The organism is Actinoallomurus sp. NPDC052308 (assembly GCF_040679195.1).
Classification (GTDB): Bacteria; Actinomycetota; Actinomycetes; order Streptosporangiales; family Streptosporangiaceae; genus Actinoallomurus; species Actinoallomurus liliacearum.
In genome coordinates, this window is record NZ_JBFAUM010000005.1 from 209016 (window position 1) to 229604 (window position 20589).

Here is a 20589-nt window from a genome sequence, read left to right on the forward strand (position 1 = left end):
GTCTCGGTGTGGTCTTCCGGTGCTCAGGCCGCCTCGCCGGTGCCGTCGTCCGGCGTTCAGGCCGTCTCGCCGGACCGGTACTCCGGCGGGATGTCGAGGATCCGCAGCACGGCGCAGGCCATGGTGGTTCCGGCGCCGAGCCCGACGAGCAGCACGTGGTCGCCGGCGGCCAGCGCCCCGGTCGCCAGGAGGTGGTCGAGTGCCACGAACTGGTCGCCGACCCCCAGGTGCCCGATCCGGGCCCCGTAGTCCCAGGTGGTGTCGGCCAGCGTGAGCCCGAGCCAGTTGACGCCCCGGTGCTCGAGGTCGTCCCAGCGCCCGTGGGGGAAGGCCACGCGCGCCACCTCGTCGAGCGTGACGTCCGCCTCCTGGAGGGTCCGGTCGACCAGCTCCAGCAGCGTCTTCTGGATCGCGAGCATGACGTCGGCGCCGTTCCCGCCGATCAGCCGCTTGCGGAACTCCCGGTTGCGCGCGGCGAAGTCCAGCGGCCGTCCCACGGTCGCGTCCGGCGGGAACATCGGCACGCCGCCGTCGTTGACCGCCTCGGCCTCCGGCAGCACGACCACGTTCACCGACCGCAGCTCGGCGAACCCGCCCTCGGTCGTGACCAGCAGCGCGCACCCGGCGTCGCCCATCACGGTGCCCTCGATCATCCGCCACCGGTCGACCAGCGGGGTGCCGTGGTTGTCGGCGCCGACCAGCAGCGCGGTGCCGCCGTCCGGCCGCAGGTACCCGGCGGTGAGCTGCAGCGCGCTGAACATCCCGCAGCACCCGTGCCGCATCTCCACGGCGAGGACGTCGCCGCCCACCAGGTGCTGCTGCAGGTAGTACTGCGGCTCCCAGCCCTCCGGCCCCTGGTGCCAGACGTCGGAGTACAGCATGAGGTCCAGGTCGCGCGGGGAGAGCCCGCCGGAGCGCTCGAACGCGTGGCGGGCGGCGCGCAGCGCCAGTTCCGGGGCCGGCACGTCACCGGCCACCGCGGCCCCGCCGAGCCGGAAGTACTCCACCTCGTCGGCCGGGTAGCGGCCCTCGGCGACGGCCGTCTCGATGGTGACGACCGGTGGCAGATGGACGCCGATGCTGCGCAGGTACGTGTCGGGTGTGCGCATCTGTCCCTCCTTCAGCGCGCGGGTCCGCCGCGGCACGGGCGGAGTGGGTGCGGAGACCGCCGGGCCTCACCGGGGATCGGGCGCCGAGGCGGGGGCCGCCGCCCCGTCGCGGAGCAGCAGCATCGGATCGCTCAGCTCGTAGAGCCCGCACATCGGCGGGCACGCCTCGTAGCCGAGGAGCCGCTGGATGTCCTCGGGGTAGCCGCGGACCAGGTCCAGCGGCACGGACAGGTACTGGTTCTCCTCCTGACGGAGGTTGCCGAGGTCGTAGGCGTACGACAGGCCGGTCCGGGGCGCGTCGGAGGTGTTCACCCCGGCCCCGTGGTAGGTGCTGCCGAGCCACAGCAGCGCGGAGCCGGCCCGCATCTCGGCGGGCACCGCCTCGTCGTCGCGGGGCGCCCGCTCGTCGTTCCAGCGGTGGCTGCCGGGGATCACCCGGGTCGCGCCCGTGCGCGCGGTGAACTCGCTCGCGGCCACCATGACCTGCACCCGGCTCTCCGGGCCCGGGTGGGTGCGCAGGTGGGCGGTGTCGTCCCGGTGCAGCGCCTGGATCGGTACGCCGGGCGAGGTCTGGATCGCCCGGGAGATGCCGAGCTGGATCGTCGGGACGAACTCGACCCGCTGCTCGCCGAGCCACGCCTTGACCGGGCGCTGCAGGAAGTGCCGCGCGAGGCCGAGGAAGTGCGGCTGCCGCATGACGGTCGCCGAGTGCCGGGTCCGGCGGACCAGGCCGGGGAGGATGCGGGTCTTCTCGCCCACGAGCCGCCCGTCGCCGTCCGCCTGGCGTTCGAGGGCCGGTCCGAGGTCGGCCCACAGCCCGCGGAGCGTCTCTGCGTCCAGGAAGTCCTCGATGATCACTGCTCCGTCACGGTCGACCACCTCGATCGCCTTGGCGACCGAGGTCGACGCGGGCAGTGTGGTCAGCCTGGAATCGCTCACTCCGGCCTCCGATCAGGGGCGGCGGCTGTCTCTGTCAGGGGTTCGGGGCGCGCGTCAGGCGACCGTGGCGGGCGGGCCGAACCATCGGGCGAGGGTGCCCGGCAGCGTCGCCGGGTCGGCGGGGGTGCTCCAGGCGACGAAGCCGTCCGGGCGGATCAGCAGGGCGTCCGCCGGAGGCTCGGCGCATTCGGCGGTCACCACGTCGACCCGGTCGGACCAGGGTTCGGCGAGGGCGCGCAGTTCCTGGTCGGAGCGCAGGTCGAGCAGCAGCGCCCGGCCGTTCCGCTGCAGCTCCGCGACCCGTACCGTCCCGTCGGCGCCCCGCAGGCGCAGATCGGGGCTGTACCGGCCGACCAGCGGACTCGCGGCGGCCGGGTCGCCCATGTCGTAGGAGATGTGCAGGTCGTCGACCAGGGCGGTGAGCTGCCGGTTCGCCTCGTCGCGCAGCAGCAGCTCCCGGAGTAGGCGGCGCAGCGCGTCGACGTGCGGGCCGGGCCGCATCAGCGCGATCGAGGCCCGTTGGATCTCCAGCGTCTGCGCGCCGATCGGATGCCGCTCGGAGGTGTAGGTGTCGAGCAGGTCCTCGTCGCACCAGCCGCGCGCGACGGCGGCGAGTTTCCAGCCGACGTTGACGGCGTCGCCCAGCCCGAGCCGCAGCCCTGGACCGCTCCAATGCGAGTGGACGTGCGCCGCGTCGCCCACCAGCAGCACCCGCCCGCTGCGGTAGGTCTCCGCCTGCCGCGCGTTGTCGGTGAACCGGGTGATCTTCGTGATCCCGGTGACCGTCACCTTGGTGCCGCTGATCCGGCGCAGCGAGCCCTGGAACTCCTCCAGCGTGATCGGCGCGTCCCGGTTCACCGGTGGTCCGTCGAACTCCAGCGTGATGAATCGGGGCGGCCCCTCCTCGTACACCAGGAGCCCGCGGTCCTTGCGGAACCAGCCGGGCAGGTGGAAGTCGGGGTCGTCGATGTCGGCGAAGGCGCGGTACCCGGTCGTGACCCCGTCCGTGCCCGGGAACGCGATCCCGGACAGCTTGCGGATCGTGCTGCGGCCGCCGTCGCAGCCGGCCAGCCACTCCGCCGCCAGCTCGTACGGTCCGTCCGGACCGTCGACCTCGAGACGTACGCCGTCGTCGTCCTGGGTGAACCCGGTGACCGTGTGACCGCGCCGTACCTCGACGCCCAGCTCCGTCGCGCGCCGCGCCAGGTCCTCCTCCAGCAACTGCTGCGGCACCAGCAGGTCCGGCGACTCGGGGCGGAGCAGGAACATGCTGGCGAAGTGCCGCGCGCCGGGGAACTCCTTGGGCAGCAGGCTGTCCGGCCGTCGCTCACCTGCGGCGACGCGGGCCTGCTGCTCGGCCGTCGGCGGCGCCGTGGGGGTCTCGGTCACCCCGAGCATCAGGCCGCGGCGGTCCATGATGTCGACGGCCCGGCCGGTGATCCCCTCGGCCTTGGGGCGCCATTCGATCTCGGGCAGTCGTTCGAGCACGACCACCGGCACGTCGTGGAGGGCCACCTCGCAGGCGAGCATGAGCCCCACCGGTCCACCGCCGACGACCGCGACGTGAGCATGCCGAACCGCCATTGACACCTCTATGGGGATGACAGTGAGCGTGAGGAAGGAGACGCCGGGTCACCGATCACGGACCTGCGATATTTGCGACGGCCCGTTCGCCCGACGTGTTAGAAGATGTGATCCGTTCGGTCAGCGCCGATGCTAATCGGACGGTCCGGAAATGACTAGTGGTGTGTTTTTTCGGACTTGTCATGCATAATCAGCGGCGCTGATGATCATGCTCCGGGCCGACGACTGCCCGGAGCCGGCCGGGAGGTGGTCGGATGACCGATGGCCGGACGGCCCGTCCGCTGGAGACCGATCGGCCCACCCCCTTCGACCCGCCCGCCGAGCTGCGGCGACGCCCCCCGCTCAGCCGGCTGGCCTACCCGGACGGGCACCTCGGCTGGGTGGCCACCGGATACGCCGTGACCCGGGCCGTCCTCGCCGATCCGCGCTTCAGCACCAGGCGTGAGCTGCTCCATCAGCCGGTGGGCCGCGAACGCGCGCACGAGCGGCCGGCCCCCGCCGAGCCGGGCATCTTCCCGCACATGGACCCGCCCGAGCACACGCGGTACCGCCGCCTGCTCAGCCGCCACTTCGGTCCGCGGCGCGTCGCGGAGCTGACCCCGGCGATCCGGCGGTACACCGAACAGGCCCTCGACGCGATGGCGGCCGGCGGGTCGCCCGTCGATCTCGTCACGTCGTTCGCCGTGCCGGTCCCGGCCCTGGTCATCTGCGAACTCCTGGGCGTGCCGGCGGAGGACCGCCACGCGATCCAGGCGGCGACCGCGGTGATGAACGACCTGGACTCCACCCCGGAGCGGGCCGTCGAGGCGGTGATGTCGATCACCGGGACGGTGCGCGGCCTCATCGCGCGGCTGCGCACGGGCGCGGGCGGTCCGGACGAGGAAGGGCTGCTGGCGCACGCCGCCGCAACCGGCGACCTGACCGACGAGGAGCTCACCAACCTCGGCATGGTGCTGCTGGCCACCGGGCACCTGCCGACGTCGAGCATGCTCGCCCTCGGGACGTTCGTGCTGCTCACGGACGATACCCAGCGTGCCCGACTGAGCCAGGACGCCGACGTCGCCGAGCGTGCGGTCGAGGAGCTGCTGCGCTACCTGTCGATCCTGCAGTTCGACGTACGACGCACCGCGCTCGCCGACGTCGAGATCGACGGCCAGGTCATCGCGGCCGGTGAGACGGTCGTGCTCGCGCTGCCGGTCGCGAACCGGGACCCCGAGCGCTTCCCCCATCCGGACGACCTCGACCTGGGGCGATCCGCCACCGGGCACCTCGCGTTCGGCCACGGCATCCACCAGTGCCTCGGGCAGCACCTCGCGCGGGCCGAGCTGCGCATCGCGCTGACCACGCTGTTCGACCGCTTCCCCGACCTGTGCCTCGCCGTCCCGGCGGCCGAGGTGCCGACCCGTGAGCGCTCGGCGGTGTACGGCGTGGACCGGCTGCCGGTCGCCTGGGGCACGCCTCCGGCCGGCCATTCGGCACTCGACGCCGACGAGGCCGCCATTAGGTGAACTATCAACTAATGACGTGAGTAATACGATACAGAGCAATTACCGAGCGTGTGAATAGCGCCACTGTCGGCGCGGTTTTCCGGCGCGGATAACCTAATAATGAGCGATATGCGGGCCGGAGTGTTCTCCTCGGCGGCGAGGTTCCCGGGCGGAGCGACGGCGCGGAGGCCCTGCCTCGCCTGCGGGGCCGGTAGTCGGTGGCGGCCCGCGGGTACTCCTCGTTAGGGGACGATCGGCGCGCCGGTCCACGCCGTCGCAGCCTCGGGCGCGACCGGCTTCCGCCCAGCGCGCGGGTCGCCGCCCAAGGCGTCCGGACAGGCGGGAGGTGCGGCATGATCGGACACCGGTATCGCGACGTCATCGCCGTGGCGGCCGCGCTGGCCGGTCCGCTGCTGGTCGCGCTCGTCCTGCTGCCGTTCCGTACCGGCGTGTCGAGGACCAACCTGGCCCTGATCCTGGTGGTGGTCGTCGTGGCGGTCGCCGCCCTCGGCAACCGGCCGGCCGGCGCGCTCGCCGCCCTGTCGGCCGCCGTGTGGTTCGACTTCTTCCTCACCCCGCCCTACCAGAGTCTCCTCATCCACCGGGCCGCCGACGTCCAGACCGCGGTGCTGCTGCTGGCGGTCGGCCTCGCGGTCTCCCAACTTGCCGCCCGCGCCCGGCGCCTCAAGGTGATCACCGTCACGGACGCCGGCTACCTCGCCCGGATCCATGACACCGCCCGGCTGGCGCAGGGGGCGACCTCCGCCGACGCGGTCGTCGACCACGTCCGGAGAGAGCTCGGCGACCTGCTGCACCTGCGTGCGTGCCGGTTCGAGTACGGCTCGCTGCTCGGCCATCCGCCGCGGCTGGAGCAGGACGGCGGCCTGATCGTCGGCCGCCGGCGCTGGGAGGTGGAACGGCGTGGCTGGCCGGAGGCGGACGTCGAGCTGCGGGCCTTCGGCAACGGTCACTTCCAGGGCCGGTTCATGCTGAGTCCCGTGCCGGGGGAGCGACCGTCGCTTCAGGCCCGTCTGGTCGCCGTCACCCTCGCCGACCAGGCCGGCGTCGCCCTGGACACGGCGGGACCGGCGAGACGGGAACAGTAGGGCGCCGCCCCGGGCGTCCAGGCGCTCCGTCACCCGGCCGTGTTCACTCGGCCGTGATCACCCAGTGCCGGTCAGCCGGTGCCGGTCACCCGGCCGTGGTCACCCGGACGAAGTCGAGCACCTGGGGCCAGGAGATGTCGAACGCCTCGGCGTTGATCGGATCGTCTCGGCGACTGCGGGCGCTGAACCCGTGCGCGGCGTTCGGGTAGACGTGCACGATGCTCGCGCCGGATTCGCGCGACTGCAGGGCGGACTGCAGGCGCTGGAAGCTGCGGAGGGGAACCAGGGCGTCCGCGCCCGGATAGAGCATCATGACCGGCGCCTTGATCCGGGCGGTGTGCTCGACCGCGTCGACGGTGTGGTTCGGGGCCGGAGTGCCCGGGACGGTCGGGTGGTAGGCGACCACGTTGGCGAGCCGCTCGTCGCGGCCGCCGAGGATCAGGGCGAACCGGCCGCCCAGGCACCAGCCGATCACGCCGGCCCTGCCGCAACCGAGTTCGCCCAGCAGATGGTCGAGCAGCCGCCGCTGTTCCGTCAGCACGACCTCGTCGTCGAGCCGGTCCATCTGCGCCCGCAGCTCACCGATCGGAGTGTTGTCGCTGCTCACCCCGTGCCACGGGTCCCAGCTCAGCGCGGTCACGCCGGCCCGGGCGAGGTCGTCGGCGAACTCCCGGACCTGCTCGCCGATCCCTGTGAGCATGGGAAGCAGGAGCATGCCGGCGGCGGAACCACCCTCCGGGCGCGCCAGGTAGGCGTTCAGGCCGTCCACCGTGAGGTACGACGTCTCGATCATCAGTGACCCTCCTCGCGAGTTCCTCAGAGGCTTCCTACCACCGGCCCACAGGCGAATGCCGCCTGCTACTCGCACAGGGCGGCGTCGACGGCCGCGTTCAGGTGGCCGATCTGGGCCAGGTCCGTGGGCAGCTCGGTGACGGCGATGGTGACGGCGCGGCCGTCCTCGGTGGCGGCGTTGCTCGTGGAGTACCCGGGGATGTCGCCCCCGTGGCCCCAGGCGACGCCACCGCAGCTCAGCGGTGTGCTCATGAGGCCGAGCCCGTATCGGACGCCCTTCCCCATCTCCGGCGCGGCGACGGTCGTGCGCATCTCCTTGAGCTGTGCCGGCGCGAGCAGCCGACCGGCGAGGAGCGCGGTGAAGAAGCGGTCCACGTCGCTCGGGGTGGAGATCAGCTGGCCGGCCGCCCAGCCCATGGACGGATCCGACTCGGTCACGTCGGTGAGCGGCGCCTTCGGATCGTCCTTGGCGTACCCCTCCGGGTGGGGCCGGCGGATCGTCTGGTCGCCGACGCCCGGGAAGTCGGTGTGCCGTAGGCCGATGCGCGTGATGACGCGATCGGTGATCTGCTCGGCCATCGGGCGCCCGGTGATCTTCTCGACCAGCAGCCCGGCGACGACGTAGTTGGTGTTGCTGTACTCCCACTTCGTGCCGGAGGGAAGTCCGCCTTCTTGGCGAGAGCCAGGTCGAGCAGTTCACGGGGCTCGAAGTAGCGGTGCTGGTAGGGCAGGAAGCCGTTCGCGAAGAGGGACGTGTAGTTCGGGCGGCGGGGAATCCGTCGTCGCGTACGAGGTGGTTCAGCCGCTGCTGGACGACGCCTCCGGTCCGGCCGGTGCGCGCGGCGAGCGCGCCGCTCGGCGCGGCGGCGGCGCCGAGGATGCCGAGGCAGGTCAGCGCGACGATGGTGGTGAGACGCCTGCGGTTACCGAAACGATGATCGCTCATGGCGGTCACGTTACGTACGGGGCAGGTGACGGATCGATCCTGCCGGCGGTACTTCGAAGGTACCTCTAGCCCTACCACCGCCCAGGGGGTCATGCGCCGGGGCGGGGCGGCCTCAGGAGTAACCGAACCGGCCGCGATGACACGTCCGGCACGGCCCGCCCCGGGGGAGCCCGGGGCGGGCCGTCACGAGGAATCAGACCGGTAGCACTGCCGTTCCGCCGTTCACCTCGCTAGCAGCAGCAGCCGCACCCGCCCCACCAGTACCAGTAGGACGTGCGCTTGTAGTAGGAGTACGAGTAACTACTCGTCGTGCCGCTCGTCGTCCGCCAGCGCCGCAGGGGCGCGCGCCCGTACCGCAGGTGTGCGCGCCTGTGTCGCAGGAACGCGCGCCCGTGCCGGTGCCGAGTGACGCGGGAGTAACTCGCGGTGACGGAGTGCTGCGGGGTGATCGTCGCCGTCTGCGCGCTTGCCGGCCCGGCTGCGCCGAGCGTCGCGACCGTTGCTCCCGCGAAGGCCAGGCCAGAGATCGCTACTCCCATCCGGCGCGAAATACCCATGGAAGATACCTCCTTCGGTACGGCTCGCGCGCGACGATTCGGCAGCCACGCGCGTCATTTGAGAACATTTAGATGTATGTCCCGATTTCAGATGACATCACAGTGACTTCGGAAGTCAACGGTTCATTGTCGGGATGAGAAAGATTTGAAGGCCGCTTAGCGTCCTCTTGCCGATGCCCGCACGCCGGATCGCTGCGGCATGGGCGGTGAAAGGGCGGGTAATGTTCTGACCGCGTCGGGGGCCGGTGACGGGATCATGTCGTGCGCGGGGTATAGAAGCCGACGTCCCGGATGTCCACCGAGCCGCGCCCAGCGAAGGGCGCGAGAAGCCAGGTGTTCCACGAATGGTTCGTCGCCGTGATGAGAGGTCCATTGCCCGGCCGTCCGGAAACGGGCGCGCCCTCGCACTCGCCGTCCTCATATGCGGCGTTTCCTGGGTGCTCGCGCCGCCGCAGGCGCGCGCGAGCCAGGTGGCGATCGGGCGGCTCGAGCGGATGGGCGCCCTGCCCCGAGGCGACGGCCATGGCAAATGGGTGCGCGTCGCCATGCACGTCGGGAATGGGAAGTTCAACAAGAACTACACGACCGTGCTCAGCCCCACCGTCAATCGCGGCCTGCAGCAGGTGTCGAATACCAACGTGAGCGGACGGACCAATACTCAAGTGGCCTTCTGCCGGAAGAAGCACAGGATCTGCAGGATCTCGCAGCGAATGGGCGGCCGCCGGGGGTGGTGAGGCCCGTTCAGGCCCCTCGCGGGCGTTGCCCGATCGGCGCGAGGTGGTCGAGGAACCACTCCCGTGCCAACTCCGCGACCGCCTCGAGGGCACCGGGCTCCTCGAACAGATGGGTGGCGCCCGGAACGATCTCGAGCCGGATCTCGCAGCGCATGAGGGCCTGGGCCTGGCGGTTCAGCTCGATTACGACCTCGTCCCGGCCTCCGACGATCAGCAGCGTGGGTGCGGTCACCTGCCGGAGGCGGGGTGCGGCGAGGTCGGGCCGGCCGCCACGGGAGACGACCGCGGCGACGTCCGACCGGGGCTCGGCGGCGGCCCACAGCGCGGCGGCCGCTCCGGTGCTGGCGCCGAAGTAGCCGACGCGCCGCCCGCTCGCCTCGGGGCGGGCGCACAGCCAGGCGGTGGTGTCGATCAGGCGCCGGGCCAGCAGCTCGATGTCGAACACGTTGGCGCGGTCGGCCTCCTCTGCCGCGGTGAGCAGATCGAACAGCAACGTCCCGAGCCCCACCTGGTTCAACGCGGTGGCCACGAAGCGGTTGCGTGGGCTCCGGCGGCTGCTGCCACTGCCGTGGGCGAACATGACGAACCCGAGCGGTGGTTCGGGGACGACCAGGGTGCCGGCCAGCCGGACCGGTCCGGCCTGTATCTCGACCTCTTCCTCGCGCGGGCAGTCATCGTCGAATCGGTGAATGAAGGCCATGGCTCTTCCCCCTCGCTTCCACGATTCACCGGGACACCGGTGCGGGCCAGAGGCGATGGTCCCTCGAAACGAGTAACACCAGTCACATCAATAACAATGGCCACTGCAATCACGGGCGTATACAGCTCGCAGTCCCGACCTCTGGTATTGCGTGCGGCAAGTGACCCACATCACGTAAACTCATCTTTAAGTGAGTGTTTTGTCCTGCTATGTTCCAATAACTCTCGCGGCGCTCCCCACGCGTCGCCCGCATATCCGTCGGCCACGGCCGGCCTGCCGACCCAGGCGATAGGGCGTTCACAAGACGCCTGCCCGAGCGGGGCCCGACCCGGCCGGTTCATATCCAAATCGCGCTGCTACCGCCGAGCGCTCCGCGGAGTGCGTACGCGAGAGCGGCAACGCCGAGTCCGTGACCTCACGGAGCCGGGGACCCACCGCATCATCGGGGTGAATCGGCACATCCCCCGTGCCGTAGGGCGACTTCCACGCTCGAACCCGTCAGCTAACCCGGTAGGCGTCTGGAAGTAAGGAGTAGAACCTTGCCCGCGCCCATCCCCTGACCCCATCCACCGCCATCGCGATGGCGACCGCCCGGCAGTCTCTTGTATAAGCCGCCCGAATTCGGGCGATCCGCTGAATCCACACCACTGTGGAACCGGGGACCCAAATGTATTACTGGGGTGAATCGGCACTCCGCTCGTGCCGTAGGGCAGCTTCCACGCCCGAACCCGTCAGCTAACCCGGTAAGCGGCATGGAAGCAAGGAGTACCCCCGTGTCCGCTGCCCCTCGACTCGAACGATCCGGAGCACGCATCACCGCAGCCCTGTCGGGCATCGCGGCGGCCGGTCTGGCCGCGTTCATCTTCGCCGCCGACCCGGCCGAGGCGTCCTCGCTCCCCGCGCAGGCCGGTCGCGCGCCCGTGGGTGCGCCGTCCACCCAGGGACGTCAGGTGACACAGGTTACCGGCAGAGGGCTGGACGCCGATCCCCAGGGCTCGGACAAGGGCCGGCAGCAGGTGCCGACCGCGGCCGAGGCGCTGAAGGTCGCCCTGTCCCAGGTCGGCACCACCGAGAACGCCGCCGGCGGCAGCAAGTTCAACCAGTGGTTCATGGCCTCGCCGTACGCGAAGATCGGAGTCGCGCGCGACGGCGGGTCGATCAGCGACTACGCCGACGCGTCCTGGTGCGACATGTTCGTCACCTGGGTCGGCGCCCAGGCGGGAATCAAGGGACTCGGCGGTGACGCCTTCACTCCCGCGCACGCCCAGTGGTTCCACGACCAGGGTCGCTGGGGCAGTGTGCCGAAGCCGGGAGCGGTCGTGTTCTTCTCCTGGAACGGCGGCAAGGACATCGACAGCATCGACCACGTCGGCCTGGTCATCAAGGACAACGGCGATGGAACGATCCAGACCGTCGAGGGCAACACCGACGACGCCGTGAAGGTCCGGACCCGCAGCAAGGACTCCGTCGTCGGCTACGGCTACCCCGAGTACGCCCAGTAGCCGGAAACCCGTCCCACCCGCCGCCCGCGCGCCGAATCCGCTGGTTCGGGGCGTGGGCGGCCGGCATGCCCGGATGGTTTACTGACGCGATCATCCCGGTTCTGGCGTGAGGAAGGTCAATGGCCCGTTTTGCGCCGCTTGCCCGGCTGCCGCGTCCGGCCCGCTGGGCGGTCCGCATCCTGGCCGTGCTCCTGGCCCTCGCGCTCGTGCTCACGCTGTACGGGTGGTGGACGGTCCGGCGGTCGTACCCGCAGGTCGGCGGGCGCGTCACCGTCCCCGGCCTGGGCGCGGACGTCACCGTGTTCCGGGATCGGTGGGGCGTTCCGCAGATCTACGCCGACAACGCCGAGGACCTGATGCGGGCGCAGGGGTACGTGCACGCGCAGGACCGGTTCTGGGAGATGGACTTCCGGCGGCACATCACGGCCGGACGGCTGTCGGAACTGTTCGGCAAGACCACCCTCGACACCGACAAGGTCGTCCGTACGCTCGGCTGGCGGCGGGTCGCCGAGCAGGAGCTGCCGCTGCTGCGGCCCGACACCCGGCGTTACCTCGACGCGTACGCCCAGGGCGTGAACGCCTGGCTGGCCGGGCACCGGAACACCGCCACGCAGAGCCTGGAGTACTCGGTGCTGGGCCTGCAGCGCGGCGGCTACCACCCCGAGCCGTGGACCGCCGTCGACTCGCTGTCCTGGTTGAAGGCGATGGCCTGGGACCTGCGCAGCAACATGGACGAGGAGCTGGGCCGCGCGATCGCCGCGACCAAGGTGTCCCCCGCTCGCGTCGACCAGCTGTACCCCGACTATCCGTACGACCGGAACCCGGTGATCGTCCCCGGTGACGGAAACTCCGGCGGGCGTACGGGCCCGGCGCCGCGGGCCCGCGCGCTGTCGCCGGCGCTGACCCGCGTCGCCGCCGCCATCCACGCCATGCCGACCATGCTCGGCAACGGCGCCCCGGGCCTGGGCTCCAACTCCTGGGTCGTGTCGGGCGCGCGGACGAACACCGGCAGGCCGCTGCTCGCCAACGACCCGCACCTCGCGCCGCAGATGCCGTCGCTCTGGTACCAGGCCGGACTGCACTGCCGCACCCCGTCGGCCGCCTGCCCCTTCGACGTCACCGGGTTCACGTTCTCCGGCGTCCCCGGAGTGATCATCGGGCACAACGCCCGGATCGCCTGGGGCTTCACGAACCTCGGCCCGGACGTCACCGACCTGTTCCTGGAACGGGTCACCGGCGCGACGTACGAGTACAAGGGGCGTCAGGAGCCCCTCACCGTCCGGACCGAACAGATCAAGGTGGCCGGCGGCAAGCCCGTCACCCTCACCGTACGGGCGACACGGCACGGGCCGCTGCTGTCCGACGTGATGGACACGGTCCGCACGGCCGGGAACGGCACGGCGGTCGCGCTGCGGTGGACCGCGCTCGACCCGGGCCGGACCGCCGACGCCATCGTGTCGCTGGACACCGCCGGCGACTGGCAGCGGTTCCGCGACGCGGCCCGGCTCTTCGAGGTGCCCGCGCAGAACCTCGTGTACGCCGACGTCGACGGGCACATCGGCTACCAGGCGCCCGGCCGCATCCCGATCCGGTCGAGCGGCGACGGGCGCTGGCCCGCGCAGGGCTGGACCGGCAAGGAGGAGTGGACGGGCTACATCCCGTTCGACGACCTGCCCCGTACGTACGACCCGCCGCAGGGCTACATCGTCACCGCCAACAACGCGGCCGTCGGGCCCGGCTACCCGAGGATGCTGACCCGCGACTGGGCGTACGGCTACCGCGCGGCCCGCATCGCCGAGCTGGTCCAGCGGGCGCCGAAGATTGACGCGGCGACGATGGGGCGGATCCAGTTGGACGACCGCAACGGCTTCGCGCCGACGCTGGTGCCGCACCTGCTGCGCGTCGGCTCCGGGCCCGCCGTGGCGCTGCTGCGCGGCTGGGACTTCACCCAGCCCGCCGGCTCGGCACCGGCGGCCTTCTACAACGCGGTCTACCGCCACCTCCTGCTGCGGACGTTCAACGACGAACTGCCCGACGGCGCCCGCCCCGACGGCGGCGACCGCTGGTTCGAGGTGCTGCGGAACCTCCTGAATCGCCCGGACGACCCCTGGTGGGACGACGTGCGCACGCCGGCCAGGGAGACCCGCGACGACATGCTCCGCCTCGCGGTGAAGGACGCCGACCACGAGCTGCGCGACCGCCTCGGCGACGACCCGAAGAAGTGGCGCTGGGGCGACCTGCACACGCTCACGATCACCAACCAGACGTTCGGCACCTCCGGCATCGGGCCGATCGAGTGGCTGTTCAACCGGGGGCCGTTGAAGCTGTCCGGCGGCGACTCGCTCGTCGACGCGACCGGCTGGAATCCGCAGGAGGGGTACCAGGTCGACTGGGTGCCGTCGATGCGCATGATCGCCGACCTCGCCGACCTGGACCGCTCTCGCTGGATCAACCTCACCGGCGCGTCCGGCCACGCCTTCGCGGACCATTACTGGGACCAGGCGCGGCTGTGGGCGCACGGCGACACGATCCCGATGCGGTCCGCTCCGGACACCGTACGCCGCGAGGCCGCGCACACCCTGACGCTGCGCCCCCAGCGCAGGTAGCGGTCGGCGAGAGTCGTCACCGTCACTTGCCTGCGTGGTGGCGGAAAACCGTTCTGGCCTGGTTCGGCCGTTTTGGGCGCGCCTATTCGACGCGAGTGGCGTGGTCGTTACGTGAAGTGAAACCGGTTTTAGTCCGATTTCGCCGTTCGCCTGCGAGGCGACCGATGCCGGCGGGACGCTGGGGCGAGAAACACCGTTTGCAGGGGATAGTCGCTTGCGCCGCGATTAATGCCCTTTGCGTACTGACGTCGCATGGCCCGGCTGAGGACGGGTAACGCGGACGGGACGGTGATCGTCCGGGGGCTTCCACCGATCCGAGTTCCGGCCATCGAGGAGGTAATTCATGCCCGACGCATTCACCCCGCCGCCCCCCGGCGAGCCGATTCCGGCACCCGGCCCGAGCGACGCCGCCGCCCCGCGCCTCCCGGACCCGCCCGACGACGGCCGGATCTACGTCGATCCGGCGGCGCCCATCACGGTGCACAGCGCCGCCGCGGCGCCGACGGGCGAGCAGTTGGTCGCGTACGCGATGACCCTGCGCGGCACGGCACGAGGCCGCGTCCGTGAGAACGTCAACGACTTCACGCAGTGGTACTACGGCGACAACACCGCCGCGTCCTGGTGCCTGATCTTCGTGTGCTGGTGCTTCAATCACTTCGGCGCGCTGCACCTGCTGGGCGGAAAGATCGCTTACGTGCCGAGCCTGAAAAGCCGCGTGGGGTCGAAATGGCACACCGACCGGAAGCTGATCGCCAGGGGCGACCCGGTCACCTTCGATTTCAACCGCAGTGGCGAGCCGGAGCACGTCGGGTTCTTCGTCACGTGGCTGGACTCGGGGCGTACGACATTCGAGTCGATCGAGGGCAACACCGGAAACGACCAGGTCGCCACCCGCACGAGGCACTGGAGCGACGTGTACGGCTTCGTGAAGCCGGGCCTGGCCGCCTCCGACCCGAGCCGGTACCCCGGCGTGATCTACCGGTACGTCGCGGGCGCGATGATGCACGACGCGCACGTCAAGTGGATCCAGCAGCGGCTCGGCGCGCACAAGCACCCGGTGACCGTCGACTCCTACTACGGCCCGGCGACGGCCGCCGCGGTCACCGCCTTCCAGAAGGGCGCGCACCTGTCGGCCGACGGCGAGGTGGGTCCCAAGACCTGGGCCGCCCTGGCCGACTGACCCGCGCCGATCAGCACACCCGCGTGCGACCCACGGCACAGTCAGCGGGGCGAGGTGTCGCTCGAGGTCGGTTCGGGTTTGGTGTAGAGCACCTCGCGGGCCTGGTTCGCGGCGCGGGTGATGCTCTCGGTGATGAAGTCGAGGAAGCGGGCGATGTTCTCGAGGCGGGCGGCGGCCGGGGTGCCGGGGCCGAGGACGCCGACGCCCTGTCGCGCGGTCTCGGCGACCAGGGCGGTGCCACGGGCGCTGGCGATCATCGATTGGTACCAGACGTCGTCGTCGACGACGTAGCGCTCCCGGCGGCGCTCGTCGCGTGCCCGGCGGACCATGCCCTGGCTCTCCAGGAACGTGATCGCCTTGGAGATGGACGCCGGGCTGACCTGAAGGCGCTGGACGAGCTCGGACGCGGTGAGGCTGCCCGCGTCGTCGGTGCAGAGGCAGGCCATCACCCGGGCCATCATCTTGGGCGTGCCTGACGCCATGAAGACGGTGGTGAGCGTTTCTTCGTACTCACGCACTGCCTCGGCGTCGCGTCCGTGTGGCTGCGGGCGCGCCTCCGCCCCTCGGGAGGAGGCCGCCCTGCGCCGGTGGGCACGGCGTTCGGTGGCGCGGTGGGCCAACTCGGCGCGGTAGCCGGTGGGGCCGCCGTTCCGCATCACCTCACGCGTGATCGTCGAGGTCGGACGGTCGAGGCGTCTGGCTATCTCCGCATAGGCGAGCCCGTCCGCCAGCCCCGATGCGATCTGCTGGCGGTCCTGCTGAGTGAGCCGGCCTCCCGGCATCGCGACCTCCTTGGCGCTCCCTGAGGCCCCCCACCATAGCGTTCACAGGCAACCCATCGCAACGAGCGCCCTCCTCAATGTTGCGTTAGATTCAGATCTGTTGCAACGATTTCATGGCGATGAGCTGCGCCAATGCTGCTAACTCGCAACGGGCTTGTTGAAGAAATATGGAAAGCAACGTAGCGTTTGCGTTGTTCGAAACAACGAGCCGCAAGGAGAGAACGATGCAGAAGTTCGACACCCCCGCCCCGATCGCCGCCGTCCTGAACATCCCCGCCGGACGCGTTCAGTTCATCGCCACCGACCGGGCCGACACCACGGTCGAGGTCCTGCCCGCGAACGCCTCCAAGGGCCGCGATGTGAAGGCAGCGGAGCAGACCACGGTCGCCTACGCCGACGGCGTCCTGCGGATCGAGGTCCCGGCCAAGAACGACTACTTCGGCCCGTCCGGATCCATCGACGTCACCGTCCAGCTGCCCGCCGGCTCCGGGATCGAGGCCAAGACCGCCAGTTGCGAGCTGCGCGGCGTCGGCCGCCTCGGTGACGTCGTCTTCGACGGCGCCTACCGCCAGATCAAGATCGACGAGGCGGCGAGCCTCCGGCTCACCGCGGTCGACGGCGACGTCGAGGTCGGCCGGCTGGGCGGTCCCGCCGAGATCAGCACCGCACGGGGCGACATCCGGATCGCCGAGGCCACGGGCGGAAAGGTCGCGCTGACCACCCAGTCCGGTGACATCTCGGTCGGCGCCGCCGCCGGCGTCTCCGCGTCCCTGGACGCCGGCACCTCCCACGGCCGGATCACCAACGCCCTCAAGAACGACGGCACCGCCGACCTGACCATCACCGCGACCACCTCCAACGGCGACATCACCGCCCGCAGCCTCTGACCCACAACCTCTAAAGGAGCAGAACCGTGACGAATCTGGCCATCGCGGCGACCGGGCTGCGTAAGTCCTACCGCGACAAGAACGGTGAGAAGGTCGTGCTCGACGGCGTCGACCTGACCGTCCCCGAGGGAACGATCTTCTCTCTGCTCGGCCCGAACGGCGCCGGCAAGACCACCACCGTGCAGATCCTGTCCACCCTGATCCGCGCGGACGGCGGCACCGTTCAGGTCGCCGGGTACGACCTGGACCGTCAGGCCGACGACGTGCGCGGCGCGATCGGGGTGACCGGGCAGTACTCCGCGGTCGACAAGCTGCTGACAGGCGAGGAGAACCTGCTCCTCATGGCCGACCTGAAGCACCTGTCCCGCAGGGACGGCAAGCAGAAGGCCAAGGAGTTGCTGGAGCGCTTCGATCTCGTCGAGGCCGCGCGCAAGCCCGCCGGCACCTACTCCGGCGGGATGCAGCGCCGGCTGGATCTGGCGATGACCCTGGTCGGCGAACCGCGCCTGATCTTCCTGGACGAGCCCACCACCGGCCTGGACCCCCGCAGCCGCCGCTCCATGTGGGGCATCGTCCGCGAACTGGTGGCGAGCGGCGTCACGATCTTCCTCACCACCCAGTACCTGGAGGAGGCCGACGAGCTCGCCGACCGCATCGCCCTGCTCGACCACGGACGTCTGATCGCCGAAGGCACCGCCGAAGAACTCAAACGGCTCATCCCCGGCGGCCACATCGAGCTCACGTTCGCCGAGACGCACCTGCTCGAGGCGGCCCGTCACCTCATCGAGGCCGGAGTCGCCGCCCCCGAGGCGCTCACCCTGCAGGTCCCCAGCGACGGCAGCGTCCGCGCCGTCCGCGAACTGCTCACCCTCCTGGACGAACGCTCCATCGACGTCGCCGAAATGTCGGTGCACACCCCCGACCTCGACGACGTCTTCCTCACCCTCACCAGCCAGCAGAAAGAGACCGTCCGATGAGCACCCTCGCCCTCGCCGCCCGCGACTCGTCCACCATGGTCCGCCGCCAGCTCAAACGCCTGATCCGCTACCCCTCCATGACCATCCAGCTGATCATCACGCCCGTCATCCTGCTGCTGCTGTTCGTCTACGTCTTCGGCGGCACCCTCGGCAAGGGGCTCGGCGGCGGCCGCGACGTCTACGTCAACTACGTCCTCCCCGGCATCCTGCTCATGGCCGCCGCCACCGCCGCCACCGGAACCGCCGTCATGGTCGCCACCGACATGACCGAAGGCATCATCGCCCGCTTCCGCACCATGCGGATCTCCCGCGCCTCCGTGCTGACCGGCCACGTGGTCGGCAGCGTCATCCAGCAACTCCTCGGCATGGCCGTCCTGATCGGCATCGCCCTCGCGATCGGCTTCCGCCCCAACGCCACCGCCATCGAATGGGTCGCCGCCGCCGGCCTGCTCACCCTGTTCGTCCTGGCCATCACCTGGCTGGCGGTCGCACTCGGCCTGAAGTCCTCGACTCCCGAGGCCGCCAGCAACGCCCCGATGCCCCTGATCGTGCTGCCCTTTCTCGGCAGCGGCTTCGTCCCCACCGACTCCATGCCCACCGTCCTGCGCTGGTTCGCCGAATACCAGCCCTTCACCCCGATCATGGAGACGATCCGCGGCCTCCTGCTGGGCACCCCGATCGGCAACAGCGCCGCCATCGCCACCGCCTGGTGCGTCGGCATCGCGGCCGTCTCCTACCTCTGGGCCAGGAACACCTTCAACAAGGCCTGACCATGAACCGGTCGAACAGGGCCGTCGGACCACCAGGTCTGACGGCCCTGAACCTTTTGCCGTGGCGCCGGCGGATGCGGTGGGGCGGCGGGTATTCCGGCGACGCCCCTCGGGGTCCTAGGCCTGCTCACCGCCCGCGAAGAATTCGAGCAGGCCGTGCGGGGCGTTGTCGCCGAACATGAGCTCGTGGAGGTGGGCGGCGTCGGCGGCCTCCGCGGCGCTGCGGGGGAACAGGGCCTGCTCGTACTCGGCGAGCGCGGCCTCGATGTCATCGGGGTGCGCGGCGATGGCCTTGCCGAGTTCCGCGCCGTCGTACATGGCCAGGTTGGCGCCTTCGCCGGACGGGGGCATGAGGTGGGCGGCGTCGCCGAGCAGGGTCACCCCCGGCACCCGATCCCACCGGTGCGCGGCGGGCAGGGTGTTGAGGGGGCGCAGGACCGGTGCGATGTCGCAGTCGGTGATCAGTACGGTGAGCTCCGTCGCCCAGCCGTCGAACTCCTGCGCGATCCGTGCGGTGGCTGCGGGTGAATCGGTGAAATCGATGCCGGCGAACCAGTCCTGTGGTTTGCGGAGCGCCACGTAGGCGTGGAGGGTCCCGCCGGTCTCCCGGTGAGCCTGGATCGCCTTCCCCGGCGCGAGCGCGTACATCGCCCCGACGCCGACGGCTTTGGCGGTGGCCGCGTGCCGGGTGTCGGCGTCGAACAGGTAGGTCTCGATGAACGACATGCCGACGTACTCGGGGGTGGCGTCGGAGAGCAGCGGCCGGACCCGTGACCACGCGCCGTCCGCGCCGACCAGCAGGCTCGTGACGACGGAGGTGCCGTCGGCGAAGGTCACCTCGTGGCGGCCGTCGCCGAGGGCGCGAGCGCCGCTGACCTTGTGGCCCCACCGGACGGCCCCGGCCGGGAGCGAGTCGAGGAGCATCCGGCGCAGCTCGCCGCGCATCACCTCGGGGCGTCCACCCGTGCCGTCGTCGGGTTCGTCGAGCAGAACGGTTCCGTCCGGGGCGAGGGCCCGTGCCGCCTGGCGGCCCTCCAGGACGAGGCCGCGGAACTCCTCGATCAGGTCCGCCGCCTGAAGAGCCGGTTGGCCGTTGTGATCGCGGATGTCGAGCATCCCGCCCTGGGCGCGCGCCGTCGGGGTGGGCTCCGCCTCGTAGACGGTGGCCGGGATGCCGTGGACGTGCAGGACGCGGGCGAGCGTGAGGCCGCCGATCAGGTGCTCGGCCACGCCCTCACCGCGGCCCTGGAGCCCGCGGACGGCGCCCGCGCCGGGCTGCGGGCACTCGCCATCGCCGTCTTCGACGCCCTCGACCTGCTCCTGGACGGCCTGAACTGAGCGTTCTCAGCCGATGAGCCGGTCGAGCAGTTCGAAGGTGTCGTACGGCTGGTCGTGGTCGCCGAAGTGCCCGTCGTCGCGGACGATCTGCGTACCGCCGAGCCGGTCGAACATCGCCCGGCCCTGCCGGTCGTCGCAGCCATAGGGGTCGACGCGGGAGTTGATGAAGTACGGGTCGCGGACGTGGGCCTTGATCGCGGCCCAGTCGTAGGTCTCCTGGAGGACGGGCTCCTCGCCGGTGTTGGGCTTCGTGGAGTATCCGGCGACGAGGAACGCCTGCGCCACCGTCACGTCGATGCGCTCCAGGAGCGCGAGGAGCAGTGCGGCGCCTCCCGAGTGCCCGATGAGCACCGTGTGCTCGTCGAACTTGTGGTTCGCCAGCACCTTCGGCAGGAAGGCGGCGATCGGCTCCACGTTGAGGCCCGGGTAGTGCGGTATCTCGACGGCGTACCCGCGTTCGGTCAGCCGCCGGCCGAGCCAGGGATACCAGCAGACCTCGGGACGGGCCCCCGTCCCATGGAAGATGACGGCGTTTCGCCGGGCGTTCTCGTGCGGCATCGCTCACTCCGGTCTCACGGCGCCCGGCGGACGCG

The 20589-nt window shown here is 70.8% G+C and carries 19 protein-coding genes and 2 riboswitches; of the genes, 9 read left to right on the forward strand and 10 right to left on the reverse strand.

Annotated elements, in window-relative coordinates; all coding sequences use genetic code 11:
- Positions 1-56 precede the first annotated feature (56 nt).
- From AB0L00_RS18085 to AB0L00_RS18095, 3 genes are all read right to left on the reverse strand, one after another.
- On the reverse strand, positions 57-1109 hold the full coding sequence (locus tag AB0L00_RS18085; RefSeq protein WP_364435038.1) for a ketoacyl-ACP synthase III family protein: 1053 nt from the start codon (positions 1107-1109) through the stop codon (positions 57-59).
- A gap of 66 nt (positions 1110-1175) precedes the next feature.
- Positions 1176-2048: a phytanoyl-CoA dioxygenase family protein gene (locus tag AB0L00_RS18090; protein WP_364435041.1), complete on the reverse strand. Its 873-nt coding sequence runs from the start codon at positions 2046-2048 to the stop codon at positions 1176-1178.
- A gap of 54 nt (positions 2049-2102) precedes the next feature.
- Positions 2103-3632, reverse strand: coding sequence for an FAD-dependent monooxygenase (locus AB0L00_RS18095; RefSeq protein ID WP_364435044.1), 1530 nt, complete (start codon positions 3630-3632; stop codon positions 2103-2105).
- Between the two features lie 254 nt (positions 3633-3886).
- Between AB0L00_RS18095 and AB0L00_RS18100 the strand changes: the two genes are divergently transcribed.
- Together AB0L00_RS18100 and AB0L00_RS18105 are read left to right on the forward strand one after the other, a co-directional pair.
- A complete protein-coding gene (locus AB0L00_RS18100; protein WP_364435046.1) occupies positions 3887-5140 on the forward strand; it encodes a cytochrome P450 in 1254 nt (417 codons plus the stop codon).
- A gap of 332 nt (positions 5141-5472) precedes the next feature.
- Entirely contained in the window at positions 5473-6225 is a 753-nt protein-coding gene (locus tag AB0L00_RS18105) for a DUF4118 domain-containing protein (RefSeq protein WP_364435048.1), read from the forward strand.
- An 85-nt stretch (positions 6226-6310) separates the two neighbouring features.
- On the opposite strand, the gene AB0L00_RS18110 is transcribed toward AB0L00_RS18105, so the two are convergent.
- The 3 genes from AB0L00_RS18110 to AB0L00_RS18120 form a co-directional block, all read right to left on the reverse strand.
- Positions 6311-7018 carry a dienelactone hydrolase family protein gene (locus AB0L00_RS18110; RefSeq protein ID WP_364435051.1) on the reverse strand — a complete coding sequence of 236 codons (708 nt, stop codon included), beginning with the start codon at positions 7016-7018 and terminating at the stop codon, positions 6311-6313.
- 65 nt (positions 7019-7083) lie between these two features.
- The gene (locus AB0L00_RS18115; protein ID WP_364435433.1) at positions 7084-7626 is read right to left on the reverse strand and encodes a serine hydrolase domain-containing protein; all 543 of its coding nucleotides are present in this window, start codon (positions 7624-7626) and stop codon (positions 7084-7086) included.
- A 567-nt stretch (positions 7627-8193) separates the two neighbouring features.
- Entirely contained in the window at positions 8194-8520 is a 327-nt protein-coding gene (locus AB0L00_RS18120) for a hypothetical protein (protein ID WP_364435054.1), read from the reverse strand.
- Between the two features lie 344 nt (positions 8521-8864).
- Between AB0L00_RS18120 and AB0L00_RS18125 the strand changes: the two genes are divergently transcribed.
- The gene (locus tag AB0L00_RS18125) at positions 8865-9254 is read left to right on the forward strand and encodes a hypothetical protein (RefSeq protein ID WP_364435057.1); all 390 of its coding nucleotides are present in this window, start codon (positions 8865-8867) and stop codon (positions 9252-9254) included.
- Between the two features lie 7 nt (positions 9255-9261).
- On the opposite strand, the gene AB0L00_RS18130 is transcribed toward AB0L00_RS18125, so the two are convergent.
- On the reverse strand, positions 9262-9954 hold the full coding sequence (locus AB0L00_RS18130) for a dienelactone hydrolase family protein (protein ID WP_364435060.1): 693 nt from the start codon (positions 9952-9954) through the stop codon (positions 9262-9264).
- A gap of 389 nt (positions 9955-10343) precedes the next feature.
- A riboswitch (cyclic di-AMP (ydaO/yuaA leader) is annotated at positions 10344-10488 on the forward strand.
- Positions 10489-10575: 87 nt separating this feature from the next.
- A riboswitch (cyclic di-AMP (ydaO/yuaA leader) is annotated at positions 10576-10719 on the forward strand.
- 8 nt (positions 10720-10727) lie between these two features.
- On the opposite strand from AB0L00_RS18130, the gene AB0L00_RS18135 reads away from it, so the two are divergent.
- The 3 genes from AB0L00_RS18135 to AB0L00_RS18145 all read left to right on the forward strand — a co-directional run bounded on the left by AB0L00_RS18135 (position 10728) and on the right by AB0L00_RS18145 (position 15242).
- Positions 10728-11456 carry a CHAP domain-containing protein gene (locus AB0L00_RS18135; RefSeq protein WP_364435063.1) on the forward strand — a complete coding sequence of 243 codons (729 nt, stop codon included), beginning with the start codon at positions 10728-10730 and terminating at the stop codon, positions 11454-11456.
- 119 nt (positions 11457-11575) lie between these two features.
- Positions 11576-14062: a penicillin acylase family protein gene (locus tag AB0L00_RS18140; protein WP_364435065.1), complete on the forward strand. Its 2487-nt coding sequence runs from the start codon at positions 11576-11578 to the stop codon at positions 14060-14062.
- A 343-nt stretch (positions 14063-14405) separates the two neighbouring features.
- The gene (locus tag AB0L00_RS18145) at positions 14406-15242 is read left to right on the forward strand and encodes a peptidoglycan-binding domain-containing protein (protein ID WP_364435068.1); all 837 of its coding nucleotides are present in this window, start codon (positions 14406-14408) and stop codon (positions 15240-15242) included.
- Positions 15243-15283: 41 nt separating this feature from the next.
- Here AB0L00_RS18145 and AB0L00_RS18150 read toward each other — a convergent pair whose 3' ends face one another.
- Positions 15284-16024 (reverse strand): helix-turn-helix domain-containing protein, encoded by a 741-nt coding sequence (locus AB0L00_RS18150; RefSeq protein WP_364435070.1) that lies wholly within the window; start codon positions 16022-16024, stop codon positions 15284-15286.
- Between the two features lie 224 nt (positions 16025-16248).
- Here AB0L00_RS18150 and AB0L00_RS18155 point away from each other — a divergent pair, with 224 nt between their 5' ends.
- Genes AB0L00_RS18155 through AB0L00_RS18165 form a run of 3 tightly spaced genes read left to right on the forward strand, consistent with a single transcriptional unit; the run spans position 16249 to position 18658 of the window.
- Positions 16249-16911, forward strand: coding sequence for a DUF4097 family beta strand repeat-containing protein (locus AB0L00_RS18155; protein ID WP_364435073.1), 663 nt, complete (start codon positions 16249-16251; stop codon positions 16909-16911).
- 26 nt (positions 16912-16937) lie between these two features.
- Positions 16938-17888, forward strand: coding sequence for an ATP-binding cassette domain-containing protein (locus AB0L00_RS18160; protein WP_364435075.1), 951 nt, complete (start codon positions 16938-16940; stop codon positions 17886-17888).
- Entirely contained in the window at positions 17885-18658 is a 774-nt protein-coding gene (locus tag AB0L00_RS18165) for an ABC transporter permease (RefSeq protein WP_364435078.1), read from the forward strand. Before AB0L00_RS18160 ends, AB0L00_RS18165 begins: the two co-directional genes overlap by 4 nt.
- A gap of 117 nt (positions 18659-18775) precedes the next feature.
- Here AB0L00_RS18165 and AB0L00_RS18170 read toward each other — a convergent pair whose 3' ends face one another.
- A complete protein-coding gene (locus AB0L00_RS18170) occupies positions 18776-19888 on the reverse strand; it encodes an NAD(P)/FAD-dependent oxidoreductase (RefSeq protein ID WP_364435081.1) in 1113 nt (370 codons plus the stop codon).
- Positions 19889-20002: 114 nt separating this feature from the next.
- The gene (locus AB0L00_RS18175) at positions 20003-20554 is read right to left on the reverse strand and encodes an alpha/beta hydrolase (protein WP_364435084.1); all 552 of its coding nucleotides are present in this window, start codon (positions 20552-20554) and stop codon (positions 20003-20005) included.
- Positions 20555-20589 lie beyond the last annotated feature (35 nt).

Excerpts from the sequence above, each read along its gene's own strand:
- AB0L00_RS18155 (WP_364435073.1), top strand. The coding sequence starts at position 16,249 with ATGCAGAAGTTCGACACCCCCGCCCCGATCGCCGCCGTCCTGAACATC.
- AB0L00_RS18145 (WP_364435068.1), top strand. The coding sequence starts at position 14,406 with ATGCCCGACGCATTCACCCCGCCGCCCCCCGGCGAGCCGATTCCGGCA.
- AB0L00_RS18140 (WP_364435065.1), top strand. The coding sequence starts at position 11,576 with ATGGCCCGTTTTGCGCCGCTTGCCCGGCTGCCGCGTCCGGCCCGCTGG.
- AB0L00_RS18175 (WP_364435084.1), bottom strand. The coding sequence starts at position 20,554 with ATGCCGCACGAGAACGCCCGGCGAAACGCCGTCATCTTCCATGGGACG.
- AB0L00_RS18085 (WP_364435038.1), bottom strand. The coding sequence starts at position 1,109 with ATGCGCACACCCGACACGTACCTGCGCAGCATCGGCGTCCATCTGCCA.
- AB0L00_RS18100 (WP_364435046.1), top strand. The coding sequence starts at position 3,887 with ATGACCGATGGCCGGACGGCCCGTCCGCTGGAGACCGATCGGCCCACC.
- AB0L00_RS18095 (WP_364435044.1), bottom strand. The coding sequence starts at position 3,632 with ATGGCGGTTCGGCATGCTCACGTCGCGGTCGTCGGCGGTGGACCGGTG.
- AB0L00_RS18105 (WP_364435048.1), top strand. The coding sequence starts at position 5,473 with ATGATCGGACACCGGTATCGCGACGTCATCGCCGTGGCGGCCGCGCTG.
- AB0L00_RS18165 (WP_364435078.1), top strand. The coding sequence starts at position 17,885 with ATGAGCACCCTCGCCCTCGCCGCCCGCGACTCGTCCACCATGGTCCGC.
- AB0L00_RS18150 (WP_364435070.1), bottom strand. The coding sequence starts at position 16,024 with ATGCCGGGAGGCCGGCTCACTCAGCAGGACCGCCAGCAGATCGCATCG.
- AB0L00_RS18120 (WP_364435054.1), bottom strand. The coding sequence starts at position 8,520 with ATGGGTATTTCGCGCCGGATGGGAGTAGCGATCTCTGGCCTGGCCTTC.
- AB0L00_RS18130 (WP_364435060.1), bottom strand. The coding sequence starts at position 9,954 with ATGGCCTTCATTCACCGATTCGACGATGACTGCCCGCGCGAGGAAGAG.
- AB0L00_RS18110 (WP_364435051.1), bottom strand. The coding sequence starts at position 7,018 with ATGATCGAGACGTCGTACCTCACGGTGGACGGCCTGAACGCCTACCTG.
- AB0L00_RS18125 (WP_364435057.1), top strand. The coding sequence starts at position 8,865 with ATGGTTCGTCGCCGTGATGAGAGGTCCATTGCCCGGCCGTCCGGAAAC.